The sequence below is a fragment of the Micromonospora tulbaghiae genome, from assembly GCF_900091605.1.
Classification (GTDB): domain Bacteria; phylum Actinomycetota; class Actinomycetes; order Mycobacteriales; family Micromonosporaceae; genus Micromonospora; species Micromonospora tulbaghiae.
This window is the reverse complement of the sequence record NZ_FMCQ01000006.1, coordinates 47,940-73,355: the sequence shown is the minus strand read 5'-3', so window position 1 is coordinate 73,355 and position 25,416 is coordinate 47,940. Positions and strand designations below refer to the sequence as shown.

Genomic DNA, 25,416 nt, shown 5'->3' with positions numbered 1-25,416 from the left:
CCATGCTGCCGCCGTGCGCCTCCTCGGCCTCCCGGGTCGCTCGCGGGTTCCGCTCGTCCTCGCCGCGCCGCTTCTCCACAGATCCCCCTTCGCGCTCGTCCATGCACCCGGCGGTACCCGGACGACGGCTGAGGAAACGTCAGGCGCGCGCGGCGGCGGGCGCGACCCCGAGCAGGTCGGCCAGGTGGGCGGCGTCGCGCTGGGCCTGGTCTCCGCAGCAGTTGTTCATCAGCACGTGCAGCTCGGCGCACTGGTCGGCCAGCTCGCGCAGCAGCACCGACCAGTGCCGCAGCTCCCGCTCGCCGTAGGCGTAGCGGAACCGCTCCTGCTTGTCCCCGCTCTCCCAGGCCGTGCTGTGCCCGTGGAACCGGATCACGGCCAGGTCGGTGGTGGCGACCAGGATCGGCGGGACCGAGGAGACATGCCCCTGCGGCATGTCCACACAGGCGTACCCGAGGTCGTGCTCCCGCAGGGCCGTACCGCCGCAGGCCCGCCGCGACGATCGCGTTGTCCGACGGCCAGACCGCGCCGAGGTGCGCGCCGACCGGGTTGTACGGCCGCTGCCCCTGCGCGTAGGTGCGCACACCCCAGCCGGAGAACAGGTCCGGCCCGCACAGGTGCCCGGCCACCGCGTCGGCCCGGCCGGGCTCCACGATGCCGCTCCACAGCAGGTGCCCCAGGTGCGAGGTGAGCGCGTCGACCGGCTCGCCGTCCGGGGTGAGCGCCAGCGCGTAGTAGCCGCGCTGCGGCAGCCAGAAGTCCCTGTCGAACCGCTCCCGCAGCCGCGCCGCGTCGGCCTCCAGGCGCTCGGCGTAGCCCGGGTCGCCCCAGAACTCCCGGGCCAGGCGGGCGCCCCGGATCCGCGCGTCGTACGCGTACCCCTGGAGCTCGCACGTGGCGCGCGGGTACGGCGGCTCCCCGCCGTACCGGTCGACGATCGCCTCCGGGGAGTTGCGCCAGGTCTGGTTGGCGACCCCGCTGTCGGTGTTGCGCGGCCGGTAGCGCAGGTAGCCGTCGCCGCACTGGTCGCCGTAGCGGGTCAGCCAGTCCAGCGCCATCCGGGCCGGGTGCCGCAACTCGTGGACCAGGTCGGCGTCACCGGTCCAGCGCTCGTACTCGTCGAGCAGGATCACGAACAGCGGCGTGGTGTCGGCGGCGCCGTAGTAGAGCGCGGTGGGCTGCTCGTCGAACGCGGCCGCCTCGCCGTACCGCAGCTCGGCGACGATCTTGCCGGGCTCCTCCTCGTGGTAGTCGTCGAGCCGGCCGCCCTGCAACATCGCCAGCATGTGCAGCGTGGCCGAGGTCAGCTCGGGCGTGAACGGAAGCGTCTGGAGGCAGGTGATCAGCGCGTCGCGCCCGTACAGCGTCATCGCCCAGGGCATCCCGCCCACCGGCACGCGGTCGGTGTAGGCCAGCGGCATGTAGCGCAGGGCGGCCAGGTCGGTCAGTGCCTGCCGGTACACGGCGGTGAGCCCGGGCCGGTCGGAGACCAGGTGCGGCGCCCGGTCGAGCCACCGTTCGAGGTCGTCCCGCATGTCCTGGCGGACGTGCTGCCGGTGCGACTCGATGTCGGCCCGCAGGTCCCGCCCTCCCGCACCCTGAATGATCATGGCGACGTGCAGGTCGACGTGCCACTCGCCCTGCGGCTCGACGCGGATCCGGAAGGTCATCCCGCGCGCGTCCACGTCGGCCGGGGCGGAGCTGGAGACGCACGTCTCCCGGGCGAACCGCCCGCGCTCGTACCGGATCCGCAACCGCCGCCCCTCCGGGTCGGGGACGACAGTGGGGCGGCGCGGGCCGGGACGCAGGATCTCGGAGGTGTCGGCGAAGTCGGCCGCCATCTCCATCCGCACCGTGTACTCGGCGGGTTCGGCCGAGTGGTTCAGCACCGTGATGCTCTCGTGGTACGCCTCGTCGATCGAGCGGTGCCGGATCACCGAGACGTCGGCGTCCACGTAGTGGCTGGCCGCGCCCGGCACCAGCACGAAACGGGTCTCGAAGTAGGTCAGGTCGTCGCGGGACAACGCGTGCAGCCGCTCGCCGTCGATCGTGAGCACCCAGTGGGACAGGAACCGGGTGTCGAACGAGAACAGGCCGATCGGGGCGGACGGGTCGCGTTCCATGTCGCCCTGCGCGTCGCTCAACGCGAACGCGTTGCCGGCCAGGACGTGGACCAGTTCCTGCCTCATCGGGCCGCCGCCCGCTCGCAGGGCACGTCGCGGGGATCGCGGGCGTCCGGCGGGCCGGGGAAGATCCGGCGCAGCGTCATCAGCAGCTTCAGTTCGCCCCGCGCGGCGAGGTCGTTGCGCAGCAGCGCGGCGGCCGGGTGCAGGCGCCCCGCCGCGATCCGGTCGAACACCTCCCGGTTCGCGCCGACCACCAGGTCGGCCTCCTCGGCCAGGCGCTCCACCCGGACGTCCTGCCGGTCGATGGTCAGGTACCAGTGCTCGGTGTGTCCGTCGTCGCGCAGGTCCAGGCGGATGGTGCCGGAGGTGGTCTCGGGCAGCTCCGGGTGCCGGCCGGCGGTCCCGCGGGCCAGGTGTTCCACGGCCGAGACGCTCATCGGGCCCTCCTCGTCGGTGGTCGCGGCCGGCGCCGCTCGTCCCGCAGCGTCCCCGCGCCGCGGGTGAGGCGAACTCACCCGGTCCGGGTGAGCCGCGGCTGCCCGGCGGGTATCCCTGAGCCGTGCCGACGACCGGGGACGCCACCGCCGACCGGGTGCTGCTCGCGCTGCTGACCATGCAGCGCGAGTCCTGGGAGCAGGGGATCCTCGGTCAGGCGCTGCTCGACCTGGGCCTGGACGAGGCCGCCGTGCTGGTCGCCGACGCCGTGGTGACCCGGCAGCGGCCGGACGGGCGGCTCGGGGAGCCGGCCGGCTCGGTGGGCGCGGTGAACGGCGCCGCGTGCGGCGAGGTGGTCCGGCACGCCGCGCGGAGCACCGGCGGCCGGCGGTACGCCGCGGCGCTGGACGCCCAGCTCGACTGGCTGACCCGGCGGGCGCCGAGGGCCGCCGACGGCACGCTGTTCCACCTGCTCGACGGCCGCCAGGTGTGGGCGGACACGGTCTACATGGTGGTGCCGCTGCTGGCGCTGACCGGCCGGACCGAGGCGGCCGCCGCGCAGGTCGCGGGGCACCGGCGACGGCTGTACGACACGCGCACCGGCCTGTACGCCGCCCGCTGGGACGAGGACCGGGGTGAACTGGACCGGCCCGGGCACTGGGGCACCGGCAACGGCTGGGTGGTCGCCGGGATCGCCCGCGCGCTGCGCCTCGCGCCGGACCGGCCGGGCGACCTCCGCGCCGAGCTGGCCGGGCACGTCGAGGAGGTGCTGACCGCCTGCCTCGCGTACCGGGGCGCGGACGGGCTCTTCCCCGACGTGCTGGACGAGCCGGGCGCGTTCCGCGAGGCCAACACCGCCCAGCTGCTCGGGTACGCGGCCCTCACCGGAGTGGCCGGCGGGTGGCTGTCCCGGTCCTGGTACGACGTGGGAGCGGACCTGCTGGCCGCCGCCGCCCGGCGCGTCGACGCGTACGGCCGGGTGACAGGGGTCAGCGGGGCGCCGGACTTCGAGCGCCCCGGCACCTCGCCCGAGGCGCAGGCGTGTCACCTGCTCGGGCTCGCCGCGCTGCGCCGGGCCGGTGCGGCGCTCAGCGCAGGATGAGCCCGCGCACGTACGCGGCCTGGCCGACGTGCTGGAAGTCGTCGTCGAGCACGCTCACCAGCCGCACCCCGAGCGTGACCGGCGGATCCCAGTTCTCGTCGACCACCCGGTCCAGGTCGGCCGGGCGCAGCCCGCGCAGGTACGCGAGGCTCCGGTCCACCACCGCCCGGTGGTAGTCCAGCAGCACGTCGCCGTCCTCGGGGCGTACCGCGGCGATCTGCTCCGGGCCGTGCCCGAAGCCGGTGTCGGCGGGGTCGGGCCGCAGGCCGCACCGCTCCGCCCACTCGCCGGTGGCCCAGAGCTGCGGCTCCCCCATCACGTCGGCGACGTGGTCGTCCTGGATCCGGGTCAGGTGCCAGACCAGCCAGCCGACCGGGTTCGCCCCGTCGGCCGGCGCCCGCCGCAGCTGGGCCGCGTCGAGCCCGTCGAGCGCCCCGGCGACCAGATCGGGCAGCCGCCCGTACGCCTCGGTCAGCACGTCCGTCGCGTCCACGTGCGCCTCACTCCCTCACCGTCTGCTGCAGTTCACTCGGGCAGTACCGCCCAGCGTGCCCGGCAAACCTCGCCGCGGGGCCGCACATCTAGGGTGATCGCGTGGTCGCGGCGCTGGAGCTGTATCTGGACACCGACGCCACCCGGCGGATCCGGGTGCTGTGGGAACTGCTGGAGTCCGACGGGGTGCCGAGCATGCGGTCCCTGCTGGCGCAGCGGCACCGCCCGCACGTCTCGCTGGCGGTCGCGCCCCGCCTGGACCCGCACCGCGTCGCCGAGGCGCTCGCCGGAACCGTGGTGGCCGCGCCGCTGCGGCTGGAGTTCCAGCACGCCGGGCAGTTCCTCGGGCGGGTGCTCTGGCTGGGGCCGGCGCCGACGTCCGAGCTGCTGGCGCACCACGCCGGGGTGCACGAGCGGCTGGCGCGGGCCGGCGTCGAGGTGGTGGAGCACTACCGGCCGGGCCGCTGGGTGCCGCACTGCACGCTGTCGATGCGGGTGCCGAACCCGCTGATGGGCGCGGCGGTACGCCGGTGCCTGGAGGTGCTGCCGCTGACCGCGACGGTGGTCGGCGCGGCGGTGGCCGACCACGCCCGCGACATCTCCCACCCCCTCCCCTGACACCCTTCCCACCCCATGATCGACACCAGGTCGGGGAAACGGTGACATCAGACCCCCGCCGATGCCGCCACCTCCCCGAACCGGTGTCGATCATGAGGGGCAGTGAGCCGGTCACGTCAGGGGGAGGCGGGGTCGGTGCGGGTGAGCTCGAGCAGGAAGGTCGGGTAGTCCGGCTGCGGGGCACGGGTCACCCCGATGGCCGAGCCGCTCGTAGAACGGCGCCGCCCGCTCGTGGTGGGCCTGCCACTCCAGGTGCCGGGCCCGCCCGCCGGCCCAGCGGTGGACCGCGGTGAACAACGAACGGCCCACCCCGTCCCGGCGGCGGTCCGCCCGGACGTACAGGTCGTGCAGGCGTACGGTGCGGTGCGCGTCGCCGGAACGCAGGTGCGGCCCGTGGTCCTGGGCGGCGGCGTACCCGATCAACCCGCCCGCGTCGCTAGCGCCGAGCAGCGCCCAGCGGGGATCAGCCAGCAGCGCGGCGAACCGGAGCCGGTGGGCTTCCGGCGGGTCGTCGCCGACGCCCATGTCCGCCAACATCGGCCAGAGCGCCGGCCAGTCCGGAACACGCAGTTCTCGTACGGTGATCGACATCGGTCCAGGGTGCGCGCGGAGCCGGCATGGCCGCGATCGGGTTTCGCACCGCCGGCCCGGCCCCGGGTGACCCGTCGCCGGGCGGCCATGGCCTGGCGCGGCCCCTCGCTGGGCTGGGCATAGACTGGGCCCATGGGGCGGAGCCGGTGACCAGCGGGAGCGTGACGCACCCGGGCTACACCCATGGCTGCCTCGCCTACGACGACCCGGCCACGCTGCGCGCGCTGGCGGTCGCGCAGGTAACCGCCGGTCTGGCCGCCGGTGAGCAGGTCTGGGTGGTCTGTCCGGAGGATCGCGCCACGGTCACCGGCTGGCTGGCCTCGGTCCCCGGGATCGACGCCGCACGCCGGCGGGACGCGCTCCGGCTGGTTCCCGTCGGCGAGGCGTACCGGCACGGCGAGGTCGTCGACCCGGAGCGGCAGGTCCGGGCGTACGTGCGGGCCACCACCGAGGCGCTGACCGCCGGGCACACCGGCCTGCGGGTGCTGGCCGAGGCGACCAGCCTGGTCCGCACGACCGCCCAGCGGGACGCCTTCGCCCGCTACGAGCACCGCATCGACCACTGGATGCGGCACCGGCCGATGTCGGCGGTCTGCGCCTACGACCGCCGGCAACTGGACGACGCGGCGATCGCCGAGCTGGCCTGCCTCCACCCGGAGACCAACGCCGACGTGCTGTTCCGGCTGCACGCCGGCGGCGGCGACTCGGTGGTGGCGCTGGCCGGCGAGCTGGACCCGTCCAACCACCGGGACTTCGCCGCCGCGCTGGAGCGGGCCGACCCGCGCCCGGTGGCGGGCCGGCTCGTGTTCGACGCCGCCGAGCTGCGTTTCGTCGACCACCGCAGCCTGTTGCACCTGCGGGACCACGCCCGCCGGCACGACGCCGTCGCGGTGCTGCGCACGCCGAGCCGCGCCCCGGCCCGGCTGGTCGACCTGCTCGGTCTGTCCGAGGTACGGGTGGAGGTCGTCCGATGAGGAGCGGCGCGGCCTCCGGCCACGTGGGCTACTTCCACGAGGCGTTCGTCTACGACTCCGACGAGGAGCTGCTGGCGGTGGCGCTGCCGTTCCTGCTGGACGGGGTCGCGGCCGGCGAGCCGACGGCGGTGAACCTGGACGAGCGCAACGCCGAGCTGGTGCGCCGGGCGCTGCCGCCGGGCGCCGAGGTCACGTTCCTGCCGGTCGGCGACCTCTACGGCCGGCCCAGTGTCGCGCTGCGCGTCTATCGGGAGCTGCTGGCCTCGTACGTGGCGGCGGGAGCGGCGCAGATCCGGGTGGTCGGCGAACTGCCACCGGTGCTGCTCGGCGCGACCTGGGACTGGTGGGCGCGCTACGAGTCGGCGATCAACCACGCCTACGACGACTTCCCGCTCTGGGGCATCTGCGCCTACGACCGCCGGGACACGCCCGCGCACGTGCTCGCCGACGTGGCGCGTACCCATCCGCTGGTGGCGCGGCCGGACGGCGGGCACGAGGCGGCGGGTCTCTACACCGAGCCGACGAGCTACCTGACCGAGCTCCGGCCGGCGCCGGCGGACCCGGTGCAGCGGACCGCGCCGCTCGTCGAGCTGACCGACCCGACGCCGGCCCGCGCCCGCGCGGAGGTACGCGCCGCCGACCGCGGCCTGCTGACGCCGGACGGCCTCGACGGCCTGGTCATCGCCGTCAGCGAGGTGGTGAGCAACGCGCTGCGCCACGGTGAGCCGCCGGTGTCCCTGCGGCTGTGGCGCGCGCCGGACCGGATCGTGGTGACCGTCCACGACCGGGGCAGCGGCCCCAAGGACCCGTACGCCGGGCTGCTGCCGGCGGGCGACGGTTCCGAAGGCGGGCTGGGCCTGTGGATCAGCCACCAGAGTTGCGACCACGTGACGTACCACCGGGACGCGGGCGGCTTCACCATCCGCCTGACGGCGGGCAACCCGCACTTCCCGGTCTGACCGCGCCGCCGGTCGGCGGGCAGCGGGGCGGGGCGGGGCGAGCCCCGCGCGCGGACGCGGTACCGTAGCGCCTCATCGTGCCCTGCGGGGCGGTCATCCGCCGGCCTGGCGCTGGCGAACCGACGGAGGATGGCGCATGTCCAACGGTGCCGAGCCGTTCGCATCCCACGACGACCTGTCCGCGCGACCGCGGTTCGATCCGGCGTTGCGCGGCTACGACAAACGTCAGGTGGACCGGTACGTCGAGCAGGTCGACGCCGAGGTCGGTGCGCTGACCGCCGCGCGGGACCGGGCGTACGCGCAGGTGCGTGACCTGACCGCGCAGGTGCAGCGGGCGCAGGCCGAGGCGGTGGAGCTGCGCGACCGTCCGACGGCGGTGGACCGGGCGTCCTTCCGCGACCTCGGCCCGATGGTCGACCAGATCCTGGACCTGGCCGAGAAGCAGGCCGGCCAGATCACCGACCTGGCCAACCGGCGCGCGGAGGACGTCCAGGGGCAGGCGGAGAAGCTGCTCGCGGCGGCGCAGGAGCAGGCCGCGCGGGAGCGGCGTGAGCTGGACGAGGAGCTGTCCGCCCGCCGGGCCGAGCAGGAGCGGGTGGACGAGGAGCGGCGGGCCGCCGCGCAGGCGGAGCTGACCGCGGTGCGGGAGCTGGCGGAGAAGCTGCGCGTCGAGGGCCAGGCCGTGCACGACCGGGCCCAGCAGGAGGCGAAGCGGATCAGCGAGCAGAGCGCGCAGCAGGTCGAGCAGGCGCGCTCGGCGTCCGAGGCGCTGGTGAAGGCGGCGCGGACGCAGATCCAGCAGGAGGTCCAGGCCAACCGCAGCAAGGCCCAGCAGGAGCTGGCCCAGTGGCAGGCCACGATGGCCAAGGAACTGGACGAGCGGCGGGCCGCCGCGGAGCAGGAGCTGGCCGATCGGGCCGCCGCCGCCGAGAAGGACATCGCCGCTCTGGTCGCCGAGGCGCAGCAGTACGCCACCGAGGTCCGGGAGCGGGCCGACGAGGAGACGGCGGCGCACCAGGAGCAGCTCGCCGGCGTGCAGCGGGAGATCCAGCAGCGGCAGGAGACGCTGACCGGGCTCAAGGCGGAGCTGGAGACGGTCTCCCGGCAGCTGGAGGACACCCGCCGGGAGATCGACACCATCGAGCGGACCGGCGCGGAGCTGGAGGAGCGGCTGGTCGGCGTACGCCGGGAGCTGACCACGGAGAGCAAGCGGCTCGACGAGGCGCGGCGCGCGGCGGACCTGGCCGAGCAGCACGCCAAGGACACCCGGGCCCGGGTGCAGCGGGAGGCCAAGCGGGTCGCCGACCTGGCCGCGGCGGCGGTCATGGCGGCCGCGGCGGGCGGCGGGGAGACCGCCGAGTATCCGCAGGTGGCGGTGCGCCCTCCGATCACCGTCCCGGCCGAGGTGACGCCCCGGGCCGTGGACGGGCGGATTGAGCCGGACGCGATCGAGCCGGACCGGTCGGAGCCGCCCGCGGTGGAGCCGATCGTCGAGCGGCTGGACGGGCCGAGCTTCGACGCGTTCGCTGTTCGCACGCCGGCCCCGCGCGGGGTGCCCGAGGCGGAGACCACGGGTACGGACAACGGCGTGCCGGCTACCGCCTGAGCGACCGGCGCCGCCGGTCCGGGCCGGGCCGGCGGCGTCGCATCTTGCCCATCGACCTTGCTATATGCAAATATTTGGATCGATCTGCTGGTGCGTCTCGATCCTTATTCGGGGGTTGACGGGTATGCGGAAGATTTCCTCGATCGGCGCCGCCGTCGTCCTGACCGTCGCCGCGGCGGGCGCCGTGGTGGCCGGTACGGCCGGACCGGCGAGCGCCGGGTGCAGCCACTCGCACTCCAACGTGGACGGCAAGTTCGGCCAGCTGTTCAACGCCACGAACGTCAACATCCGTACCGGCCCGCACACCACCTGCGCCTCGCTGGGCTACGGGCAGCTCAGTCACACTGTCGACTTCCACTGCTTCGCCAGCGGCGACCGGGTCAGCGCCAACGGCCACACCACCTACACGTGGACGTACCTGCGGGACGTCACCACCGGCGTCTCCGGCTGGGTCGCCGACGCGCTGCTGGACAACCTCGGCGGCAACGTCGCCTGCTGACCGGGACCACCCGGCGTGCCCGGAGCGGGCAGAATGACCGGGCATGAACGGCCTGCACCCGCCCGTCGAGCCGTACGCCACCCACCGGATCCCGGTCGGTGACGGCCACGTCCTCTACGTCGAGGAGGTCGGCCGGCCGGACGGCGTGCCCGTGGTGTTCCTGCACGGCGGGCCCGGCGGCGGCCTGGTGCCGGCGGCCCGCCGGTTCTTCGACCCCGCGCGCCATCGGGCCGTGCTGTTCGACCAGCGTGGTGCCGGGCGCAGCACCCCGCACGGCGAGGTGCGCGCCAACACCACCTGGCATCTGGTGGCCGACGTGGAGACCATCCGGCAGCGGCTGGGCATCGGCTCCTGGCTGGTGTTCGGCGGCTCGTGGGGCACCACGCTCGGCCTGGCGTACGCCCAGACGCACCCGGAGCGGGTGACCGGCCTGGTCCTGCGCGGCGTGCTGCTGCTGCGGCGCAGTGAGCGGAACTGGTTCTACCAGGGCGGACTGCGCCACCTCCAGCCCGAGGAGTGGGAGCGGTTCGTCGCGCCGGTCCCGCCCGACGAGCGCGACGACGTGCTGGCCGCGTACCACAGGCGGCTGCACGGCCCGGACGAGGCGCAGGCCCGGGAGTACGCGCGGGCCTGGGGGCGGTGGGAGGCGGTCAACTCGTCGCTGCGGCCCGACCCGGAGCTGCTCGCCCACTTCACCGCCGACGACCAGGCGCTGCCTGTGGCCCGGATCCTGTCGCACTACGCGGTGCACGGCGGCTTCCTCACCGAGGGCCAGTTGCTCGACGGCGTGGACCGGATCCGGCACCTGCCCGCCGTGATCGTCAACGGCCGCTACGACCTGTGCTGCCCGCCGGTGTCCGCGTACGACCTGGCCCGCCGGTGGCCGGAGGCGACGCTGCGGATCGTGCCGGACGCCGGGCACTCCGCCGCCGAGCCGGGCGTGACCCGGGAGGTGCTGCGCGCCCTGGACGAGGTGACCGCGAGGGTCGGCTGACCGGCGCCGGACCCCCACCGGTCCGCGCCTGGTCATCGGCGACCGTCGCTGGCAGGATCGGCCGGGTGACGGGTGCGCTGTACGCGGTAAGTGACCTCCACGTGTCGTACGCGGAGAACCGCGCGGTGGTGGACGGCCTGCGGCCGGAGACGGCGGACGACTGGCTGATCGTGGCCGGCGACGTCGGCGAGGTCTTCGCCGACATCGAACGGACGCTGCGGCTGCTGCGCGACCGGTTCGCACGTGTGGTGTGGGCGCCGGGCAACCACGAGCTGTGGACCCATCCCAACGACCCGGTGACGTTGCGCGGGGTGGCCCGCTACGACGCACTGGTGGCGATGTGCCGTGAGCTGGGCGTGCTGACCCCGGAGGACGACTATCCGGTGTGGCGGGGCGCGGGCGGGCCGGTCACCGTCGCGCCGCTGTTCCTGCTCTACGACTACTCGTTCCGGGCACCCGGCACCACGACGAAGGAGGAGTCGCTGCGCGCGGCGTACGACGCCGGCGTGGTGTGCACCGACGAGATGCTGCTGCACCCCGACCCGTACCCGGACCGGGAGTCCTGGTGCGCGGCCCGGCTGGAGCAGACGCGGCTGCGCCTGGAGGCCACCGACCCGGCGCTGCCCACCGTGCTGGCCAGCCACTGGCCGCTGGTACGCCAGCCCACCGAGGTGCTCTGGTTCCCGGAGTTCGCGCAGTGGTGCGGCACCGACCGCACCGCCGACTGGCACGTGCGCCACCGCGCCGCCGTCGCGGTCTACGGCCACCTGCACATCCCGCGCACCACCCACTACGACGGGGTGCGGTTCGAGGAGGTGTCGCTGGGTTACCCGCGCGAGTGGCGACGCCGCGGCGGTGAGCCGGCGCCGATGAAGCGGATCCTCGGATGATCGGGGCGCTGCTGCCGGCCGGGGCGCTGGCCGTCGAGGCGTTCGCCGACGTGCCGGACGAGGCGCCGTACCCGGGCGAGGAGGACCTGGTGGCGCGCGCCGTCGCGGGCCGCCGCCAGGAGTTCGTCACGGCCCGCCGCTGCGCGCGGGAGGCGCTGGCCCGCCTCGGGTACGCCCCGGCGCCGATCCGTCCCGGTCCCCGGCGGGAGCCGGTCTGGCCGGCCGGCGTGGTGGGCAGCATCACGCACTGCACCGGCTACCGGGCGGCGGCGTTGGCCCGGGCCGGGACGCTGGCCGGGCTGGGCATCGACGCGGAGCCGCACGAGCCGCTGCCCGACGGGGTGGCGGGCGTGGTTCTCACCGCCGGCGAGCCGGAGCGGCTGGCCGCGCTGCGTGCCGTCGACCCGGCGACGCACTGGGACCGGCTGCTGTTCAGCGCCAAGGAGTCGGTCTACAAGGCGTGGTACCCGCTGACCGGACGCTGGCTCGGGTTCGAGGAGGCGGAGTTGACGTTCGACCGGTCCGGCCGGTTCACCGCCCGGATCCTGGTCGACGGCACCCGCACCGACGGCGGCCCGCCGCTGGACGTCCTGGACGGCCGCTGGCTGGTCGCCGGCGGGCTGCTGCTCACCGCCGTGGCCGTGCCGCACCGACCCTGACCGGCGATACCGCGATTGTTCCGGTTTGCCCGCCCCGACCTGGGGTAGGGCCGAAGGGGCCTGGACATTTCGCTGTAGGAGGACACGTCCTGATGGAATCCAGCAAGCCCACCCAGATCGTCAAGGGTGTCGTCGAAGCCGCCGTGGAGAAGGTCGGCGACGCGCTGACTCCGGACGTGCCGGGCGCACCCGGCAGCGCACCGCCACCACTGGAGGAGCCGACCACGCCGCACGGGCCGCTGCCGCCCAAGGACGAGCAGGGCGCGCCGGACACCCGGACCCCGACCGGCGCCGAGACCGGCGTGCCGAAGATCGCCAAGGGGCAGCAGGGCGCGTACCTCACCACCGCCAACGGGGCCCGGCTGCGCGACACCGACCACTCGCTGAAGGCCGGTCCGCGCGGCCCGGTCCTGCTGCAGGACCACCACCTGCGGGAGAAGATCACCCACTTCGACCACGAGCGGATCCCGGAGCGGGTGGTGCACGCCCGGGGCGCGGGCGCGCACGGCACGTTCGTCGCGTACGGCACCGCCGAGGAGGTGACCCGGGCCGGGTTCCTGAAGAAGGGACGCGAGACGCCGGTCTTCGTCCGCTTCTCCACCGTGCTGGGCTCGCGCGGCTCGGCGGACACGGTCCGCGACACCCGCGGCTTCGCCACCAAGTTCTACACCGACGAGGGCACGTTCGACCTGGTCGCCAACAACATCCCGGTCTTCTTCATCCAGGACGCGATCAAGTTCCCGGACGTCATCCACGCCGGCAAGCCGCACCCGGACCGGGAGATCCCGCAGGCGCAGAGCGCCCACGACACGTTCTGGGACTTCGTCTCCCTGCACACCGAGGCACAGCACCACACTATGTGGAACATGTCCGACCGGGGCATCCCGCGGTCCTACCGGACCATGGAGGGCTTCGGCGTGCACACGTTCCGCCTGGTCGACGAGGCCGGCGCGACGGTGCTGGTCAAGTTCCACTGGAAGCCGAAGCTGGGCGTGCACTCCCTCACCTGGGAGGAGGCGCAGCTCATCGGCGGCATCGACCCGGACTACCACCGTCGCGACCTGTACGACGCGATCGAGGCCGGCGCGTTCCCGGAGTGGGAGCTGGGCATCCAGGTCTTCCCGGACACGCCGGAGGAGACGTTCGCCGGGATCGACCTGCTCGACCCGACGAAGATCGTGCCGGAGGAACTGGCGCCGGTGCAGCCGATCGGCAAGCTCACCCTGAACAAGACGCCGCGCAACTTCTTCGCCGAGACCGAGCAGGTGGCGTTCCACGTCGGGCACCTGCCGCCGGGCATCGACGTCACCAACGACCCGCTGTTGCAGGGCCGCCTCTTCTCGTACGTGGACACGCAGCTCACCCGCCTCGGCGGGCCGAACTTCACCCAGATCCCGATCAACCGGCCGCACGCCGACGTCAACGACATGTTCCGTGACGGCTTCCACCAGCACGCGGTCCACGCGGGCGTGGCGCCGTACCGGCCGAACTCGCTCGACGGCGGCAACCCGTTCCCGGCCGGCGACCGGGAGCACGCCTTCGTGGACACGCCGGTGACGGTGGCCGAGGCGCCGAAGGTGCGCGCCTCGCCGGCTTCCTTCGACGACCACTACAGCCAGGTACGCCTGTTCTGGCAGAGCATGTCGCCGGTGGAGAAGGAGCACATCATCCGGGCGTACACGTTCGAGCTGGGCAAGTGCTACCACCAGGCGATCAAGGAGCGGCAGCTCCAGTGCCTGGCCAACGTCGACCCGGTGCTGTGCGAGCAGGTCGCGATCGGCCTGGGCCTGCCCGTGCCCCGGCCCACGGTGCCGCCGGCGGAGGTGCAGCCCAGCCCGGCGCTGTCCCAGGTGGGCCGGGAGTGGCCGGCCGACGGCCGGATGGTCGGCATCGTGGTCGACGCCCAGGGCGACATGGGCGACGTGCACGAGGTACGCCGGGCGGTGTTCGCCGCCGGCATGGTGCCGCTGCTGATCGCCGCGCACGGCGGCACCGTCGACGGGCTGCCGGTGCAGCGCACGTTCGCCACCGGCCGCTCGGTCGAGTTCGACGCGGTGCTGCTGGCGGGCTCGCCGGCCCCGGCGCCGGACGCGCTGCCGGCCCGCGACGCCAAGGCCGGCGCGCCGGGCTCCCCCACCGTCGACCCGCGGGTGCTGCTGCTGGTCGAGGAGGCGTGGCGGCACGCCAAGGTGATCGGCGCCTGGGGCGCGGGCGCCGAGGTGCTGCACCAGGCCGGTGTCACCGGCACGCCCGGTGTGGTGACCGGTGGCTCCGGTGCCGAGGTGCTCACCGAGGTACAGCGGCTGATGGCGGCGCACCGGGTCTGGGAGAGGTTCCCGGCCTCGGTCGCCTGATCTCGTTCCGTGCGTGGGGCGGTCCCGGATCCGGGACCGCCCCACGCCCACGTTTGCCGTGGCCCCGCCCGGGAACGAGCAGTGGATGAACGGGCCTGTGGCCGGCGAACCGGTCGGCGAGCTGGAGCTGGTGCACACCTTCACCGGGGCGATGCCGACCGGGGTGAGCGTGTCGCACACCGGCCGGATCTTCGTGAACTTCCCCAAGTGGGGCGACGAGGTGCCGGCCACCGTCGTGGAGCTGCGCGACGGCCGTGAGGTCCCGTTCCCGGACGCGGACTGGAACGACCCGTCCGGCGACGACGACGCGGGCGCGTTCGTCTCGGTGCAGAGCATCGTGGTCGACCCGTCCGACCGCCTCTGGGTGCTCGACACCGGCAGCCCGATGTTCCAGCCCACGAAGCCGGGCGGGCCGAAGCTGGTCCGCGTCGACCTGGACACCGACTCCGTCGGACAGGTGATCACCTTCCCGGCCGACGTGGCGCTGCCCACGACGTACCTCAACGACGTCCGGTTCGACCTGCGCCGCGGCGAGGCGGGCCTGGCCTACATCACCGACTCCTCCGACTCCGGTCCGAACGGTCTCGTCGTGGTGGACCTCGCCACCGGGGAGTCCTGGCGCCGGCTGCACGAGCACCCGTCCACCAAGGCCGAACCGCTGTCGTCGTTCCGGCCGGTGGTGGAGGGGCGCCCGTTCCTGCAACGCCCGGCCGACGGGCCGGCGAAGCCGGTGTCGATGGGCGCGGACGGCATCGCGATCTCCGCCGACGGCGCCCGGCTCTACTACTGCCCGCTCGCCTCGCGCCGCTGGTACAGCGTGGCCACCGACGCGCTCGCCGACCGGTCACTCGGCGACGACCAGGTCGCCGCCACGGTGGTGGACGAGGGTGACAAGGGCACCGGCTCCGACGGTCTGGAGACCGACGACTCCGGTGCGCTCTACCTGACCGCGTACGAGCACGACGCGGTGCTGCGACGCCGCCCGGACGGCGAGTTCGAGACAGTGGCGCACGATCCGCGCCTGCTCTGGCCGGACACCATGTCGGTCGCCGTCGACGGCCACCTCTACGTCACCGCGAACCAGTTGCACCGGCAGGCGACCTACCAGGGCGGACGGGATCTGCGGCGCAAGCCGTACGCGCTGTTCCGGGTGCCGATCGGCGCCGGGCCGGTGCTGCTGCGCTGACCGAGGGCGCACGACGCGTCACGTATCGAAGTGCGTCGTTGACGGCTTAGTTAATACTCTTTAATATTTGGGCCACCTCGAGGAAGACCCCCATCCGCCCCCGTCCCCCGGGAAGGCCCTCGATGCCCAGACCTCACCTCCGGCGGCGCCTGGCCGCCGGAGCGCTCGCGCTGGCCACCACCGCCGCGACGCTCACCCTCACCCCGACCGCCGCCGAGGCGGCGGTGCTGCCGAACAACTTCAAGAGCGTCGGCTACATGCCGTCCTGGAGCGGCAACGTCAACACCATCCAGTACGGCAAGCTCACCCACATCAACTACGCGTTCGTGCTCCCCAACGGCGACGGCAGCCTGCGCCCGGTGGACAACCCGTCCAAGCTCTCCTCGCTCGTGTCGCTCGGGCACGCCGACAACGTCAAGGTCTCCATCGCCGTGGGCGGCTGGAACGACGGCGACGACTCCGCGTTCGAGGCGCTCGCCGCCAACTCCGGCTCGCGCAGCGCGTTCGTCAACAACCTGATCGCGTTCGTCAGCCAGTACAACCTCGACGGCGTGGACATGGACTGGGAGTACCCCGACCCGGGCGCCTCGGCGAACAACTACACGCTCCTCATGCAGCAACTCGGCAGCGCCCTGCACAGCCGGGGCAAGCTGCTCACCGCCGCCGTGGTCTCCGAGGGCTACTACGTCGACGGGGTGCCCACAGCCGTCTTCGGCTCGGTGGACTGGCTGAACATCATGGCGTACGACGGCGGCAGCCCGCACGCCAACTACGACTGGTCGATCGCCAGCATCAACAGGTGGAAGTCACGCGGCCTGCCCGCCGCCAAGGCGGTGCTCGGCGTGCCCTTCTACAGCCGACCCGGCTACTACACCTACTCGACGCTGGTCGGCATGGACCCGGCGAACGCCAACCGGGACTGCACCACTGTGGGCGGCGCGCAGCAGTGCTACAACGGCGTACCGACCGTCAAGCGCAAGACCCAGTGGGCCATGGCGAACGCCGGCGGGATGATGAACTGGGAGCTGTCGCAGGACACCACCGGTTCGACGTCGCTGGTCAGCGCGATCTACGACACCGTCACCGGCGGTGGCACGCCGCCTCCGTCCGGGCGTACCGGGCCGATCACCGGCATCGGCGGCGCCTGCGTGGACGTGGCGGCCGCGAGCACCGCGAACGGCACCGCGATCCAGCTCTACGGCTGCAACGGCACCGCCGCGCAGAGCTGGACCGTCGGCGGCGACGGCACGCTGCGCGCGCTGGGCAAGTGCCTGGACGTGACGAGCGCCGGCACCGCGAACGGCACCACGATCCAGCTCTGGGACTGCAACGGCACCGGCGCCCAGGTGTGGCAGGCGCAGAGCAACGGCACGCTGCGCAACCCGGCGTCGGGCCGGTGCCTGGACGCCACCGGCAACAGCTCCGCCAACGGCACCCGGTTGCAGATCTGGGACTGCTTCGGCGGCGCCAACCAGGTCTGGCGGCTGCCGGCCTGACCGCGGCTTCCCCGCCGGGCCGCCCGGCCCGGCGGGGACCGGCCTCACCAGCGGTTGCGGGCCTCCTCGGCCCAGCCGACCAGGCCGTCCAGATCCACCCGCTCGCCGTCGTCGGTCGCCGCCCAGCCGGTGAAGTGCCCGAAGCACTGGTGCGTCTCCCCGGCCAGGACCACCAGATTGGTCCGCGCCACCCGCTCGTGGAACGGGTGGAACGCCACGTCCACCCGGTCGCCGGTGATCCGCCACGGCCGCAGCCAGTCGGCGCGGTCGTACTCCCAGGTCAGGTCCGCGCCGATCTTGTGCAGCCGCCCGTCGACGAACACCGCGTTCTCGGTCGAGCCGGTGCCGTCGGTCCACTTGCCGCCGAGCTGGATCGACCGGCCCGGCCCGCTGCCGGCCGCCCAGTTCCACCGCACCGCGTACCGCCACTTGCCCCGGCCGTGGTCGAGCGCCGCGTACGACCCCTCCCCCACCGGGTGCGCCGTGCCGTCCACCGTGAGCGTGCCGTGCACCGGCCGGCCGATGTCCTTGACCGTGTACTGGAACCGGCGGGTGCTCCACGGCACCACCACGCCGAGCGACTCGTGCCCCGGCGGCAGCGGCACGGTCAGGTCCACCTCGACGCCGGGTGCGGCGGCCCGCAGCGTACTGCCGTCCGGGCCCTGGTCCACCGCGACGGTGAGGTTCCCGCCCCGGGCGCGGACCGCACCGGAGCCGCTGACCGGCGGCAGCACAGTGCCCCGGGCGAACGGCACCACCGCCTCCGCCGTCGTCTCCCGGCCGGTACGCCGGTCGAGCAGGTAGAGGCTCTGCACCCCGGCGTAGTCCAGCGACGACGCGACCAGGCCGAGGATGTGCGTCGGCGTGACCACGCCCCAGTGCTCCCACCGCTTGGCCCGGCCCCAGCCGCGCAGGTTCGACCGGTGCAGTGGCCGGCGGCTCCAGCCGACCGCGTCCGGGTTCAGCCGCCCGTCCGGCCGGCACAGGTCGACCGGCTCGGTGATCTCCCGCTCATGCGTCATCGCCGCAGGCTACCGACGACGGCGACGGCCCGGCGGGCGGCCTGGGCGGCCGTCCCGCCGGGCCGTCGCGTCAGCGTCCCTGCTTGGCGCGGCAGATCTCCACCGGCACCGCCGGCGCGCCGTCGACCGGGGCCGGGTCCTCCGGGGTGGGCGCGATGCCGCCGGCCGAGATCCGGTCCAGCGTGGCCAGCCCGGCCGCGTCGACCTGGCCGAAGACGGTGTAGTTCGGGCGCAGCGCCGAGTCGGCCTGGACCAGGAAGAACTGGCTGCCGTTGGTGTCCGGGCCGGCGTTGGCCATGGCGAGGGTGCCGCGCGCGTACAGGCGGCGTACGCCGGTCGGGTCGGTCGGCGCGGGCGGCAGGTCGGTGGGCAGCTCGTCGCGGTAGCGGTAGCCCGGGCCGCCCTCGCCGGTGCCGGACGGGTCGCCGCACTGGAGGACCGTCAGCGTCGGGTACGCGGTGAGCCGGTGGCAGGGCGTCCGGTCGTAGAAGCGCTTGCGGACCAGGTGCAGGAAGCTCTGCACCGTGCACGGCGCCTGCTCGCGGTCCAGCGTCAGCCCGATCGGTCCCTGGTTGGTGCGCAGCGTGACCCGCACGGTGCCCCGGTCCGGCGTCCGGCGCGGGTCCGGCGGCAGCGGCACCGGACGGGCGGCCGGCTCGTCCGGCGTGGGCGTGTACGCGCACGGCCCCTTGGTCGGCGCGGGATCGGCAGCCGGTGCCGCCGTCGCGGCGACACCTGCGGCGGCGACGATCGTCGCGGCGGCGACGCTCACCCCGGCGAGGCGGGCCAGCAGGGGTAAGGCGGCGTGCGTTCGGGTTTCGCTCGACACGGTGGTCCTCCCTGGACTCGTGGTACCAGAACGACCGGAGTCTATGGACCGGGTGCGACGATGTCGACGCGAACGCGGGGCGGGTCGGCGGGAAAGTCGGTTGCCGGCCGGGGCCACCTCCGGGAGGCTGAGCCGCATGACGTTCTGACGGATCGCACCCAGCCCGCAGGCCCTCGCCGCCTGCCGTTCCCCGCCTCTCTTTCCGCAGAAACGAGCGTCTGTGTCCGCGTACCCCTCCGGGCGGGCCGTCGTGCCCGCCACCGTCTCCGTCTTCTCCTCCCCCGGCAGCTGGATCGAGTCGGCCGCGCTCGACCAGTGCCGCCAGGTCGCCGCCCTGGACGGCATGGCACACGTCGCCGCCATGCCGGACCTGCACCCCGGCAAGGGCGCGCCGATCGGCGCCGCGATGTCCTCGACGGTGCTCTACCCGTTCCTGGTCGGCTCCGACATCGGGTGCGGCATCGCGGTGTTCCCGATCGCGCTGCGCCGGGTCGTACCCGAACGGCTCGCGGCCCGGTTCCCCGACCTGGACCGGGCGCTCGACCCGGACGCCGACGACCCGGCCTGGTCGGTGCTGGACGGCGACATCCCTGACGGCCACCTCGACGGGCTCGGCACGGTCGGGCGCGGCAATCACTTCGTCGAGCTGGCCCGCGTCGGGCCGGTCCTCGCGGCGGAGCACGCCGCGCGGCTCGGGCTGGCCGCCGGCGACCTGGTGCTCGTCGTGCACTCCGGCTCGCGCGGGCTGGGCGAACGGATCCTGCGCGAGCACACCGAGGCGCACGGCGCCGGTCCCGCGCCCGACCCGGACGCCTACCTGGCCCGGCACGACGCCGCCGTACGGTGGGGTTCGCTCAACCGGCGGCTGCTGGCCGCGCGGGTCGCGTACGCGCTCGGCGCCGAACCGGCCGAGCCGGTCGTCGACCAGTGCCACAACCTGGTCGAGGTCCGCGACGGACGCTACCTGCACCGCAAGGGCGCGGCGCCGGGCGACGGCCGGGACGTGCTGATCGCCGGCACCCGTGGTACGCCCTCCTACCTGGTGGCGGCGCACGCCGGCCCGGACGCCGGCTACTCGGTGGCGCACGGCGCCGGGCGCAAGATGTCCCGCGCCGACGCGCTGCGCCGAGGGCGGGCCAAGCACACCGTCCAGGAGCTGCGGCGTACGCCGGTCGGCTCGATAGTGGTGTGCGGCGACCGGCAGTTGCTGTTCGAGGAGGCGCCCACCGCGTACAAGCGCATCGAGCAGGTGATCGGCGACCTGGTGGCACACGACCTCGCCACTCCGGTCACGACCACGATTCCGCTGGTCACGTACAAGACGCCGGACGTGGGCCGCCGCGACGAGCGCCGGAAGGGCCGCCGGTGACCGAGCTGCTGCTGTCCGCCGGGCGCGGACCTGCCGAGTGCGCGTGGGCACTGGCCCGGCTGCTGTCCCGCCTGGAGGGCGAGGCGACCCGGCGGGGTCTGCGTACCGACCGGGTCGAGACGGTGGCCGGCGACCGGGCGGGCACCTACCGGTCGGTGCTGGTCCGGATCACCGGCGCCGGGGCGGAGGGCTTCGCGGCCGGGTGGACCGGCACGCTCTGCTGGCAGGCGCCCAGCCCGTACCGGACGGGCCACGGACGGAAGAACTGGTACGTCACCGCGAGGACGTGCCGGACCGACGTGCTGGTCACGCCGTTCGACGAGGCCGACGTCGAGTTCGTGCCGTGCCGCACCGGCGGGCCGGGCGGCCAGCACCGCAACAAGGCCAGCACCGCCGTCCGTGCCACGCACCGCCCGTCGGGGCGGACCGTGGTGGTCGACACCGAACGGCACCTGCACCTCAACCGCCGTATCGCGGTCGAGCTGCTGCGGCAGCGGATCGCCGCCGACGACGAGGCGGCCCGGCGCGCGGGTGTCGACGCCCGCTGGCGGATCCACGACGAGCTGGTGCGCGGCGACCCGGTACGGGTGGAGCGGCCCTGACGCGGCCCGATCCGTCGTCGCTGACCGGTCCGGCTACCGTGGGCGCGGCGGACGGGCGGCCCCGGCCCGCCGACGTGGCGCGCGAGGAGGACGGATGCGACGGAGAAGGACCGGTCTGATGGCGGCGCTGGCGACGGGGGTCCTCTCGCTCGCCTCCTGCGGCGGCGGGGATGCCGGCACCGATCCCGAGACCTACCTCCGCGACGCGATGCGCGAGGCCGTGTCCGTCAAGCAGGAGACCGGGCAGTTCCCCCGGGGCGTGAGCGATCTGTCGGTCGGGGACTACGACGGCGTCGGCGTCGTCACGTTCGTCACCGACAACGACGCGTCCGCGCTCTGCGTGCAGCTGTCCGTGCCGGACGCCAAGCGCAGCGTGTACTCCGCCGACCCCGGACAGGTCGCCGACGGCGCCTGCGACATGGACCGCGTCCGGTGAACCCGCTCGTGCAGCGTTTCCGCGCCGTGGTCGCGATGTGGATCTTCGTCGGCTGGGGCGGGTTCCTGCTGGCCGGGTTCCTCGGCCTCGCCCTGCTCACCCAGACGGGTCCGTTCGCGGCCGCGTCGACCTTCTCCGCCGCCGCCGAGTTCGCCCCCGGCGCCGAGATCAAGGTGCGGGACACCGGCGTACGCCCCGGCAACATCCTGATCCTCGCCACCCCCGCCACAGTCGATCCCGCCACCGTCCGGTGCACCGCGAAGAGCCGGGTCTACTCCACCGGCGAGCAGCGGTCCAGGGAGCTGACCGGGGCCCGGCCCGAGGGGACCGCGGCGGTGATGCGCGACCGCGGCGACGCACGGCAGTTCACTCCGGTGCTGGCCACCGAGGGCACCGGCTGGATGGAGACCGACTTCGTGAGCTGCACCGGCGCCGGTGCGGAGGCGTTCGCGCTGACCACCGCCAAGGGCATCCAGAGCGACACGTTCCGGCTCGGCGCCGGACTGCTGCTCATGCTGCTCGCCCCGGTGCTCGCCGGGCTCGGCTGCCTCGCGCTGTACCTCACCCGGAAGTGGAACCGGGAGGCGGCGCTGCGCGGCGGCTCGACGAGTTGGCCCTACCGGTGACCGGGCTGCGCCTGTACGTGGGCTGTGCGATGTGGACGCACAAGTCCTGGTCCGGCCGCTTCCTGCCGCACCCGCTGCCCGCGCACGAGCGGCTGCGCGCGTACGCGGGGTGGTGCGACGCCGTGGAGGGCAACACCACGTTCTACGCGACCCCGGCCCGGGAGACGGTGGCGTCCTGGGCCGAGCAGACCGATCCGGGTTTCCGTTTCCTGCCGAAGCTGCCGAAGGTGGTCACGCACGAGCGCCGGCTCACCGGCGGCGAGGCGGAACTGCGGGCGTTCCTGCACGCGATGGAGCCGCTCGGTCCCCGGGCGGACGCGCTCTGGATCCAGTTGCCCGGCTCGTTCGGCCCCGGTGACGTGCCCGACCTGGACCGGTTCCTGCGCACGCTGCCCGCCACCCACAGGTACGCCGTCGAGGTCCGCCATCCCGCCTTCTTCACCGAGGCCGGTGCCGTACGCGCGCTGGAGGCCACGCTGCACCAGCACGGAGCGGAGTGGATCCCGTTCGACACCACAGCGTTCTTCCGGACGCCGCCGACGAGCGACGCGGAGCGGGAGGCGTGGACCCGCAAGCCTCGCCTGCCCCCGCGTACCCGGGCGCTGACCGACCGGCCGATCGTGCGCTACCTGGGCCGGGACGACCCGGCCCGCACCGTCGAGGGCTGGCAGCCGTGGCTGGACGTGGTCACCGGCTGGCTGCGCGAGGGCCGCTCCCCGACCGTGTTCGTGCACACGCCGGACAACGCGGACGCTCCCGAGCTGGCCCGTCGCTTCCACGACCAGGTCCGCGAGCGGGTGCCCGGGCTCGCGCCGCTGCCGGAGCCGGCGCCGGTCGGCCCGGCCACGCTGTTCTGAGCGCCGGGTGGCATCGCCGGCGCGGCCGGGCTGTGTCGAGGCGTGGGCCGTGGACACCGCGGGCCGGGCTGAGCGCCGGGTGGGATCGCCGGCCCGGCCGGGCACACGCGCACCCGGCCGGACGGCCCGCGCAGCCCGGCCCCGCAGACCCGGCGCCGGACCTCAGCCCGGCCGGCCGCCCTCGGGCGGGGGCAGGCGGTCGTCGTACACGCCGGACCGGCCCGCGTACCGCTCGCCGCGCAGGAACGGCAGCGGGTTCGGGGTGCAGCCGTGCAGGCCGAGTGTCTGCTGCTGCATCACCGGCGCCGGACGTCCCCGCCCCGGGCAGCGCTCGTGCCCGTGACCCAGGCGGTGGCCGACCTCGTGGTTGACCACATACCGGCGGTACGCGGCGATGTCGCTCCCGTAGGCGGGCGCGCCGCGCACCCAGCGGGCCACGTTCACCACCACCCGGTCCCCGCGCCGGCAGGACGTGTACCGGTCCGGCCCGTCCCCGCACAGGTCGTCGCGCGTACCGGGGGTGGCGAGGTAGACGGTGAAGTCGGCGGGCCCGCCGGTGCCGACGCGACGCAGGGCGATCCGTCCGTCCGTCGTCCAGCCACCCGGGCCGGTGAGGATGCCGGTGACCTGCGCCGCGAAATCGGCCGGTGGCAGACCCGTGATGTCGCGCTCCACCGCCACCCGGTAGCGCAGCAGCCGGCCCGTACCCCTTGTGGTGGCCGGCTCGGCGGCGGCGAACCGCCATCGGTTGCCGCCGTCGGCGGGATAGCCGATCCGCGCCGGCCGGGACCGGGCGGGCGCCGCCGCCGACGCGGCCGGCGCGGCGGCGGACGGCCCGGTCGGCCCGGACAGCGCGACTGCGGGCTGGTCGGCGACCGCCGGTGTGCAGCCGGCCAGCGACACCGCCAGCGCGATCACCGCCGCGCCGCCGCCTGTCCGCTCCACGGTCCTGGTCATCTCGTCTCCCCTCGGCGCCCGGTCGGGGGCGCGGGGATGAGGACGGGTGACCCGTCGCGAAAGTTGGTCCGGCGGGGACTCAACCTTTTCCGCGTCTCGCACGTCCCTACCGGGGTGAGAGGTGCAGAGGACCGGCATGGCCCGGGGTGACGCGGAGTTCGTCGAGTTCGCGCGGGCGTCCTCCGCGCGGCTGACGCACGCCGCCTTCCTCATGACCGGCAACCACCACCACGCCGAGGACGCCGCCCAGACCGCGCTCGTGCGCACGTACGCGTCCTGGTCCCGGATCCGCAACGGCGACCCGTACGGCTACGCCCGGTCGGTGCTGGTGAACCACCTCGTCGACACCTGGCGGCGGCCGATCCGCGAGTACCCGAGCGACGACCTCCCGGAGCGGCGCGGCGGCGACATGGCCGAGGAGGTGGCGACGCGGCGGTGGCTGGTCACCGCGCTCGGCACGCTCACCGCGCGCGAACGCGCCGTCGTCGTCCTGCGCCACTACTTCGACCTGCCGGAGGCCCAGGTGGCCCGCGAACTCGACGTGTCCGTCGGCACCGTCAAGAGCACCTCGTCCCGGGCGCTGGAGAAGCTGCGTACCGCCGGTCTGTCCGCGCCTCGACCGCAGGAGACGTGCCGGTGACCGAGATGGACGAACTGCGCCGCGCGATGCGGGCGACCGAGCGGGCCGACGGCCTGGACATCGCGGACATCATGCGCCGGGGACGTCGGCTGCGCCGCCGCCGGCGGATCGGCGCCGGGGTCGCGGCGGCGGTGGCAACCATCGCTGTGGCCGTCGGGGTCGACGCCGTGGCGACGCGGCCCGGCCCGCCGGACCTCCCGGCCGGGGAGCCGGTCGCCACCGCGTCCACCGGCACTCCCCCACCCACGCCGACCGCCGCGCCGGCCCCGACCGAGTCGCCGCTGCGGCCGCTCGGGACGGTGGTGGACAGCGGCATCCGGTACGGCGCCGACGCGCGCGTGTTCTTCATGGTCCCGGTCGACGTGCCGGAACTGCCGCGCGTGACGATCGGCCTGGTCGCCGGGCGGCGCGCGCCGGACGGCCACCTGACCTCCGACTTCCTGGTCAACGACGTGTCCGGCAGCGACCGCCGGGCCGGGTTCCACGAGATCGGGTACGACCAGCAGCGAGTGCCCACCGACACGTCGATACCGACGTTCGGCTATTTCGTCGGCCCGGCGGCACGCATCGTCGGGACAGTCGACGGCCGGCAGGTCGAGGCGAAGCTGGCCAGGTGGAGCGAGGACCCCGAGGTGGTGATCTTCTGGTTCGATCCGGAGACGCTCACTCCGGGAACCCCGCTGGACGGCATCATCGCCCGAGACCCCCAGGGCCACCGCCTGTAGCCCACCCTCTCCCCTTCTCCCTCCCCCTCTCCCCGGTGATCAAGGAGTTTGCGGACTGACCCGGCCCTCGTGAGGACACAAATTCCTTGATCACCGGCGTCGGGAAGGGCAAGGCGTGAGGCCGATCCCGCCCCGAACTCCTCGGTTCGCCGGCCCGAGCCGCCCCACGCACCCTCCCCCGTCCCGACGACCCGAGCGCCCGGGATCCCGCGGGCGAGGCGGGGACCCGGTCGGCCGGGGCGGGCCCTCGTCGGCGATCTTGCGCTTTCTGCCCGGTCAGATGGGACATCTGCGACATCGACAGGGCCGCAAGTGCAAGATCACGGAGAGTGGGCGTGGGTGAGGGCGGAGGGCGGGGGGTGGGGGCGGGGG

The 25,416-nt window shown here is 74.3% G+C and carries 25 protein-coding genes and 2 pseudogenes; 19 read left to right on the top strand and 8 right to left on the bottom strand.

All coding sequences use genetic code 11. The annotated features are described in order from the left end of the window. Nucleotides 1-139: 139 nt before the first annotated feature. From GA0070562_RS18505 to GA0070562_RS18495, 3 genes and pseudogenes are all read right to left on the bottom strand, one after another. Nucleotides 140-478, bottom strand: a pseudogene (locus GA0070562_RS18505) (DUF72 domain-containing protein); the annotation flags it as partial. Beyond that, nucleotides 477-2,189: pseudogene (locus GA0070562_RS18500) on the bottom strand (amylo-alpha-1,6-glucosidase); the annotation flags it as partial. The pseudogenes GA0070562_RS18500 and GA0070562_RS18505, both read right to left, overlap by 2 nt. After that, entirely contained in the window at nt 2,186-2,563 is a 378-nt protein-coding gene (locus GA0070562_RS18495; RefSeq protein ID WP_091423544.1) for an SCP2 sterol-binding domain-containing protein, read from the bottom strand. The pseudogene GA0070562_RS18500 and the gene GA0070562_RS18495, both read right to left, overlap by 4 nt. 122 nt (nt 2,564-2,685) lie before the next feature. Here GA0070562_RS18495 and GA0070562_RS18490 point away from each other — a divergent pair, with 122 nt between their 5' ends. Further along, nucleotides 2,686-3,663, top strand: coding sequence for a glycoside hydrolase family 88 protein (locus GA0070562_RS18490; protein ID WP_091423539.1), 978 nt, complete (start codon nt 2,686-2,688; stop codon nt 3,661-3,663). On the opposite strand, the gene GA0070562_RS18485 is transcribed toward GA0070562_RS18490, so the two are convergent. Further along, the gene (locus tag GA0070562_RS18485; protein WP_091423535.1) at nt 3,650-4,156 is read right to left on the bottom strand and encodes a mycothiol transferase; all 507 of its coding nucleotides are present in this window, start codon (nt 4,154-4,156) and stop codon (nt 3,650-3,652) included. The two genes, GA0070562_RS18490 and GA0070562_RS18485, sit on opposite strands and share 14 nt — an antisense overlap. A gap of 101 nt (nt 4,157-4,257) precedes the next feature. Here GA0070562_RS18485 and GA0070562_RS18480 point away from each other — a divergent pair, with 101 nt between their 5' ends. Beyond that, on the top strand, nt 4,258-4,773 hold the full coding sequence (locus tag GA0070562_RS18480; RefSeq protein WP_091423532.1) for a 2'-5' RNA ligase family protein: 516 nt from the start codon (nt 4,258-4,260) through the stop codon (nt 4,771-4,773). Nucleotides 4,774-4,884: 111 nt separating this feature from the next. Here GA0070562_RS18480 and GA0070562_RS18475 read toward each other — a convergent pair whose 3' ends face one another. Then, nucleotides 4,885-5,364: a GNAT family N-acetyltransferase gene (locus tag GA0070562_RS18475; RefSeq protein ID WP_244255203.1), complete on the bottom strand. Its 480-nt coding sequence runs from the start codon at nt 5,362-5,364 to the stop codon at nt 4,885-4,887. 146 nt (nt 5,365-5,510) lie between these two features. Between GA0070562_RS18475 and GA0070562_RS18470 the strand changes: the two genes are divergently transcribed. The 10 genes from GA0070562_RS18470 to GA0070562_RS18425 all read left to right on the top strand — a co-directional run bounded on the left by GA0070562_RS18470 (nt 5,511) and on the right by GA0070562_RS18425 (nt 16,981). Beyond that, entirely contained in the window at nt 5,511-6,338 is an 828-nt protein-coding gene (locus GA0070562_RS18470) for an MEDS domain-containing protein (protein ID WP_091423529.1), read from the top strand. After that, nucleotides 6,335-7,297, top strand: coding sequence for an anti-sigma factor RsbA family regulatory protein (locus tag GA0070562_RS18465; RefSeq protein WP_091423526.1), 963 nt, complete (start codon nt 6,335-6,337; stop codon nt 7,295-7,297). Before GA0070562_RS18470 ends, GA0070562_RS18465 begins: the two co-directional genes overlap by 4 nt. Before the next feature lie 136 nt (nt 7,298-7,433). Beyond that, nucleotides 7,434-8,903 (top strand): coiled-coil domain-containing protein, encoded by a 1,470-nt coding sequence (locus GA0070562_RS18460; protein WP_091423523.1) that lies wholly within the window; start codon nt 7,434-7,436, stop codon nt 8,901-8,903. A gap of 124 nt (nt 8,904-9,027) precedes the next feature. After that, on the top strand, nt 9,028-9,402 hold the full coding sequence (locus GA0070562_RS18455; protein WP_091423520.1) for a hypothetical protein: 375 nt from the start codon (nt 9,028-9,030) through the stop codon (nt 9,400-9,402). Between the two features lie 43 nt (nt 9,403-9,445). Continuing rightward, complete coding sequence (gene pip / locus GA0070562_RS18450; RefSeq protein WP_091423515.1) at nt 9,446-10,396, top strand: prolyl aminopeptidase; 951 nt, start codon at nt 9,446-9,448, stop codon at nt 10,394-10,396. A 65-nt stretch (nt 10,397-10,461) separates the two neighbouring features. Further along, nucleotides 10,462-11,286, top strand: a complete 825-nt coding sequence (locus GA0070562_RS18445) for a metallophosphoesterase family protein (protein ID WP_091423512.1) — start codon at nt 10,462-10,464, stop codon at nt 11,284-11,286. Beyond that, on the top strand, nt 11,283-11,945 hold the full coding sequence (locus GA0070562_RS18440; protein ID WP_091423508.1) for a 4'-phosphopantetheinyl transferase family protein: 663 nt from the start codon (nt 11,283-11,285) through the stop codon (nt 11,943-11,945). Before GA0070562_RS18445 ends, GA0070562_RS18440 begins: the two co-directional genes overlap by 4 nt. Before the next feature lie 92 nt (nt 11,946-12,037). Continuing rightward, on the top strand, nt 12,038-14,299 hold the full coding sequence (locus tag GA0070562_RS18435) for a catalase (protein WP_091423506.1): 2,262 nt from the start codon (nt 12,038-12,040) through the stop codon (nt 14,297-14,299). Between the two features lie 85 nt (nt 14,300-14,384). Further along, on the top strand, nt 14,385-15,485 hold the full coding sequence (locus tag GA0070562_RS18430) for an L-dopachrome tautomerase-related protein (protein WP_091423504.1): 1,101 nt from the start codon (nt 14,385-14,387) through the stop codon (nt 15,483-15,485). A gap of 122 nt (nt 15,486-15,607) precedes the next feature. Next, nucleotides 15,608-16,981: a glycosyl hydrolase family 18 protein gene (locus GA0070562_RS18425; RefSeq protein WP_091423500.1), complete on the top strand. Its 1,374-nt coding sequence runs from the start codon at nt 15,608-15,610 to the stop codon at nt 16,979-16,981. A 44-nt stretch (nt 16,982-17,025) separates the two neighbouring features. On the opposite strand, the gene GA0070562_RS18420 is transcribed toward GA0070562_RS18425, so the two are convergent. Continuing rightward, nucleotides 17,026-18,003 carry a DUF2804 domain-containing protein gene (locus tag GA0070562_RS18420; protein ID WP_091423497.1) on the bottom strand — a complete coding sequence of 326 codons (978 nt, stop codon included), beginning with the start codon at nt 18,001-18,003 and terminating at the stop codon, nt 17,026-17,028. Between the two features lie 70 nt (nt 18,004-18,073). Continuing rightward, nucleotides 18,074-18,832, bottom strand: coding sequence for a peptidylprolyl isomerase (locus tag GA0070562_RS18415; protein ID WP_013474698.1), 759 nt, complete (start codon nt 18,830-18,832; stop codon nt 18,074-18,076). Nucleotides 18,833-19,052: 220 nt separating this feature from the next. Between GA0070562_RS18415 and GA0070562_RS18410 the strand changes: the two genes are divergently transcribed. From GA0070562_RS18410 to GA0070562_RS18390, 5 genes are all read left to right on the top strand, one after another. Then, the gene (locus tag GA0070562_RS18410) at nt 19,053-20,201 is read left to right on the top strand and encodes an RNA ligase RtcB family protein (RefSeq protein WP_091423493.1); all 1,149 of its coding nucleotides are present in this window, start codon (nt 19,053-19,055) and stop codon (nt 20,199-20,201) included. Continuing rightward, entirely contained in the window at nt 20,198-20,803 is a 606-nt protein-coding gene (gene prfH, locus GA0070562_RS18405) for a peptide chain release factor H (RefSeq protein ID WP_091423490.1), read from the top strand. Before GA0070562_RS18410 ends, prfH begins: the two co-directional genes overlap by 4 nt. A gap of 94 nt (nt 20,804-20,897) precedes the next feature. Next, the gene (locus tag GA0070562_RS18400; protein ID WP_139135468.1) at nt 20,898-21,239 is read left to right on the top strand and encodes a hypothetical protein; all 342 of its coding nucleotides are present in this window, start codon (nt 20,898-20,900) and stop codon (nt 21,237-21,239) included. Continuing rightward, nucleotides 21,236-21,865, top strand: a complete 630-nt coding sequence (locus GA0070562_RS18395) for a hypothetical protein (RefSeq protein WP_091423484.1) — start codon at nt 21,236-21,238, stop codon at nt 21,863-21,865. The genes GA0070562_RS18400 and GA0070562_RS18395 overlap by 4 nt, the downstream gene beginning before the upstream one ends. Before the next feature lie 29 nt (nt 21,866-21,894). Next, nucleotides 21,895-22,722: a DUF72 domain-containing protein gene (locus tag GA0070562_RS18390; RefSeq protein WP_091424495.1), complete on the top strand. Its 828-nt coding sequence runs from the start codon at nt 21,895-21,897 to the stop codon at nt 22,720-22,722. A 162-nt stretch (nt 22,723-22,884) separates the two neighbouring features. Here the strand turns inward: GA0070562_RS18390 and GA0070562_RS18385 are convergent, their stop codons facing one another. Further along, nucleotides 22,885-23,679: a DUF3152 domain-containing protein gene (locus tag GA0070562_RS18385; RefSeq protein ID WP_091423481.1), complete on the bottom strand. Its 795-nt coding sequence runs from the start codon at nt 23,677-23,679 to the stop codon at nt 22,885-22,887. Between the two features lie 136 nt (nt 23,680-23,815). On the opposite strand from GA0070562_RS18385, the gene GA0070562_RS18380 reads away from it, so the two are divergent. Continuing rightward, on the top strand, nt 23,816-24,319 hold the full coding sequence (locus GA0070562_RS18380; RefSeq protein ID WP_013285212.1) for a SigE family RNA polymerase sigma factor: 504 nt from the start codon (nt 23,816-23,818) through the stop codon (nt 24,317-24,319). A 5-nt stretch (nt 24,320-24,324) separates the two neighbouring features. Beyond that, nucleotides 24,325-25,044, top strand: coding sequence for a hypothetical protein (locus GA0070562_RS18375; protein ID WP_225853383.1), 720 nt, complete (start codon nt 24,325-24,327; stop codon nt 25,042-25,044). The last annotated feature ends 372 nt before the right edge of the window (nt 25,045-25,416 follow it).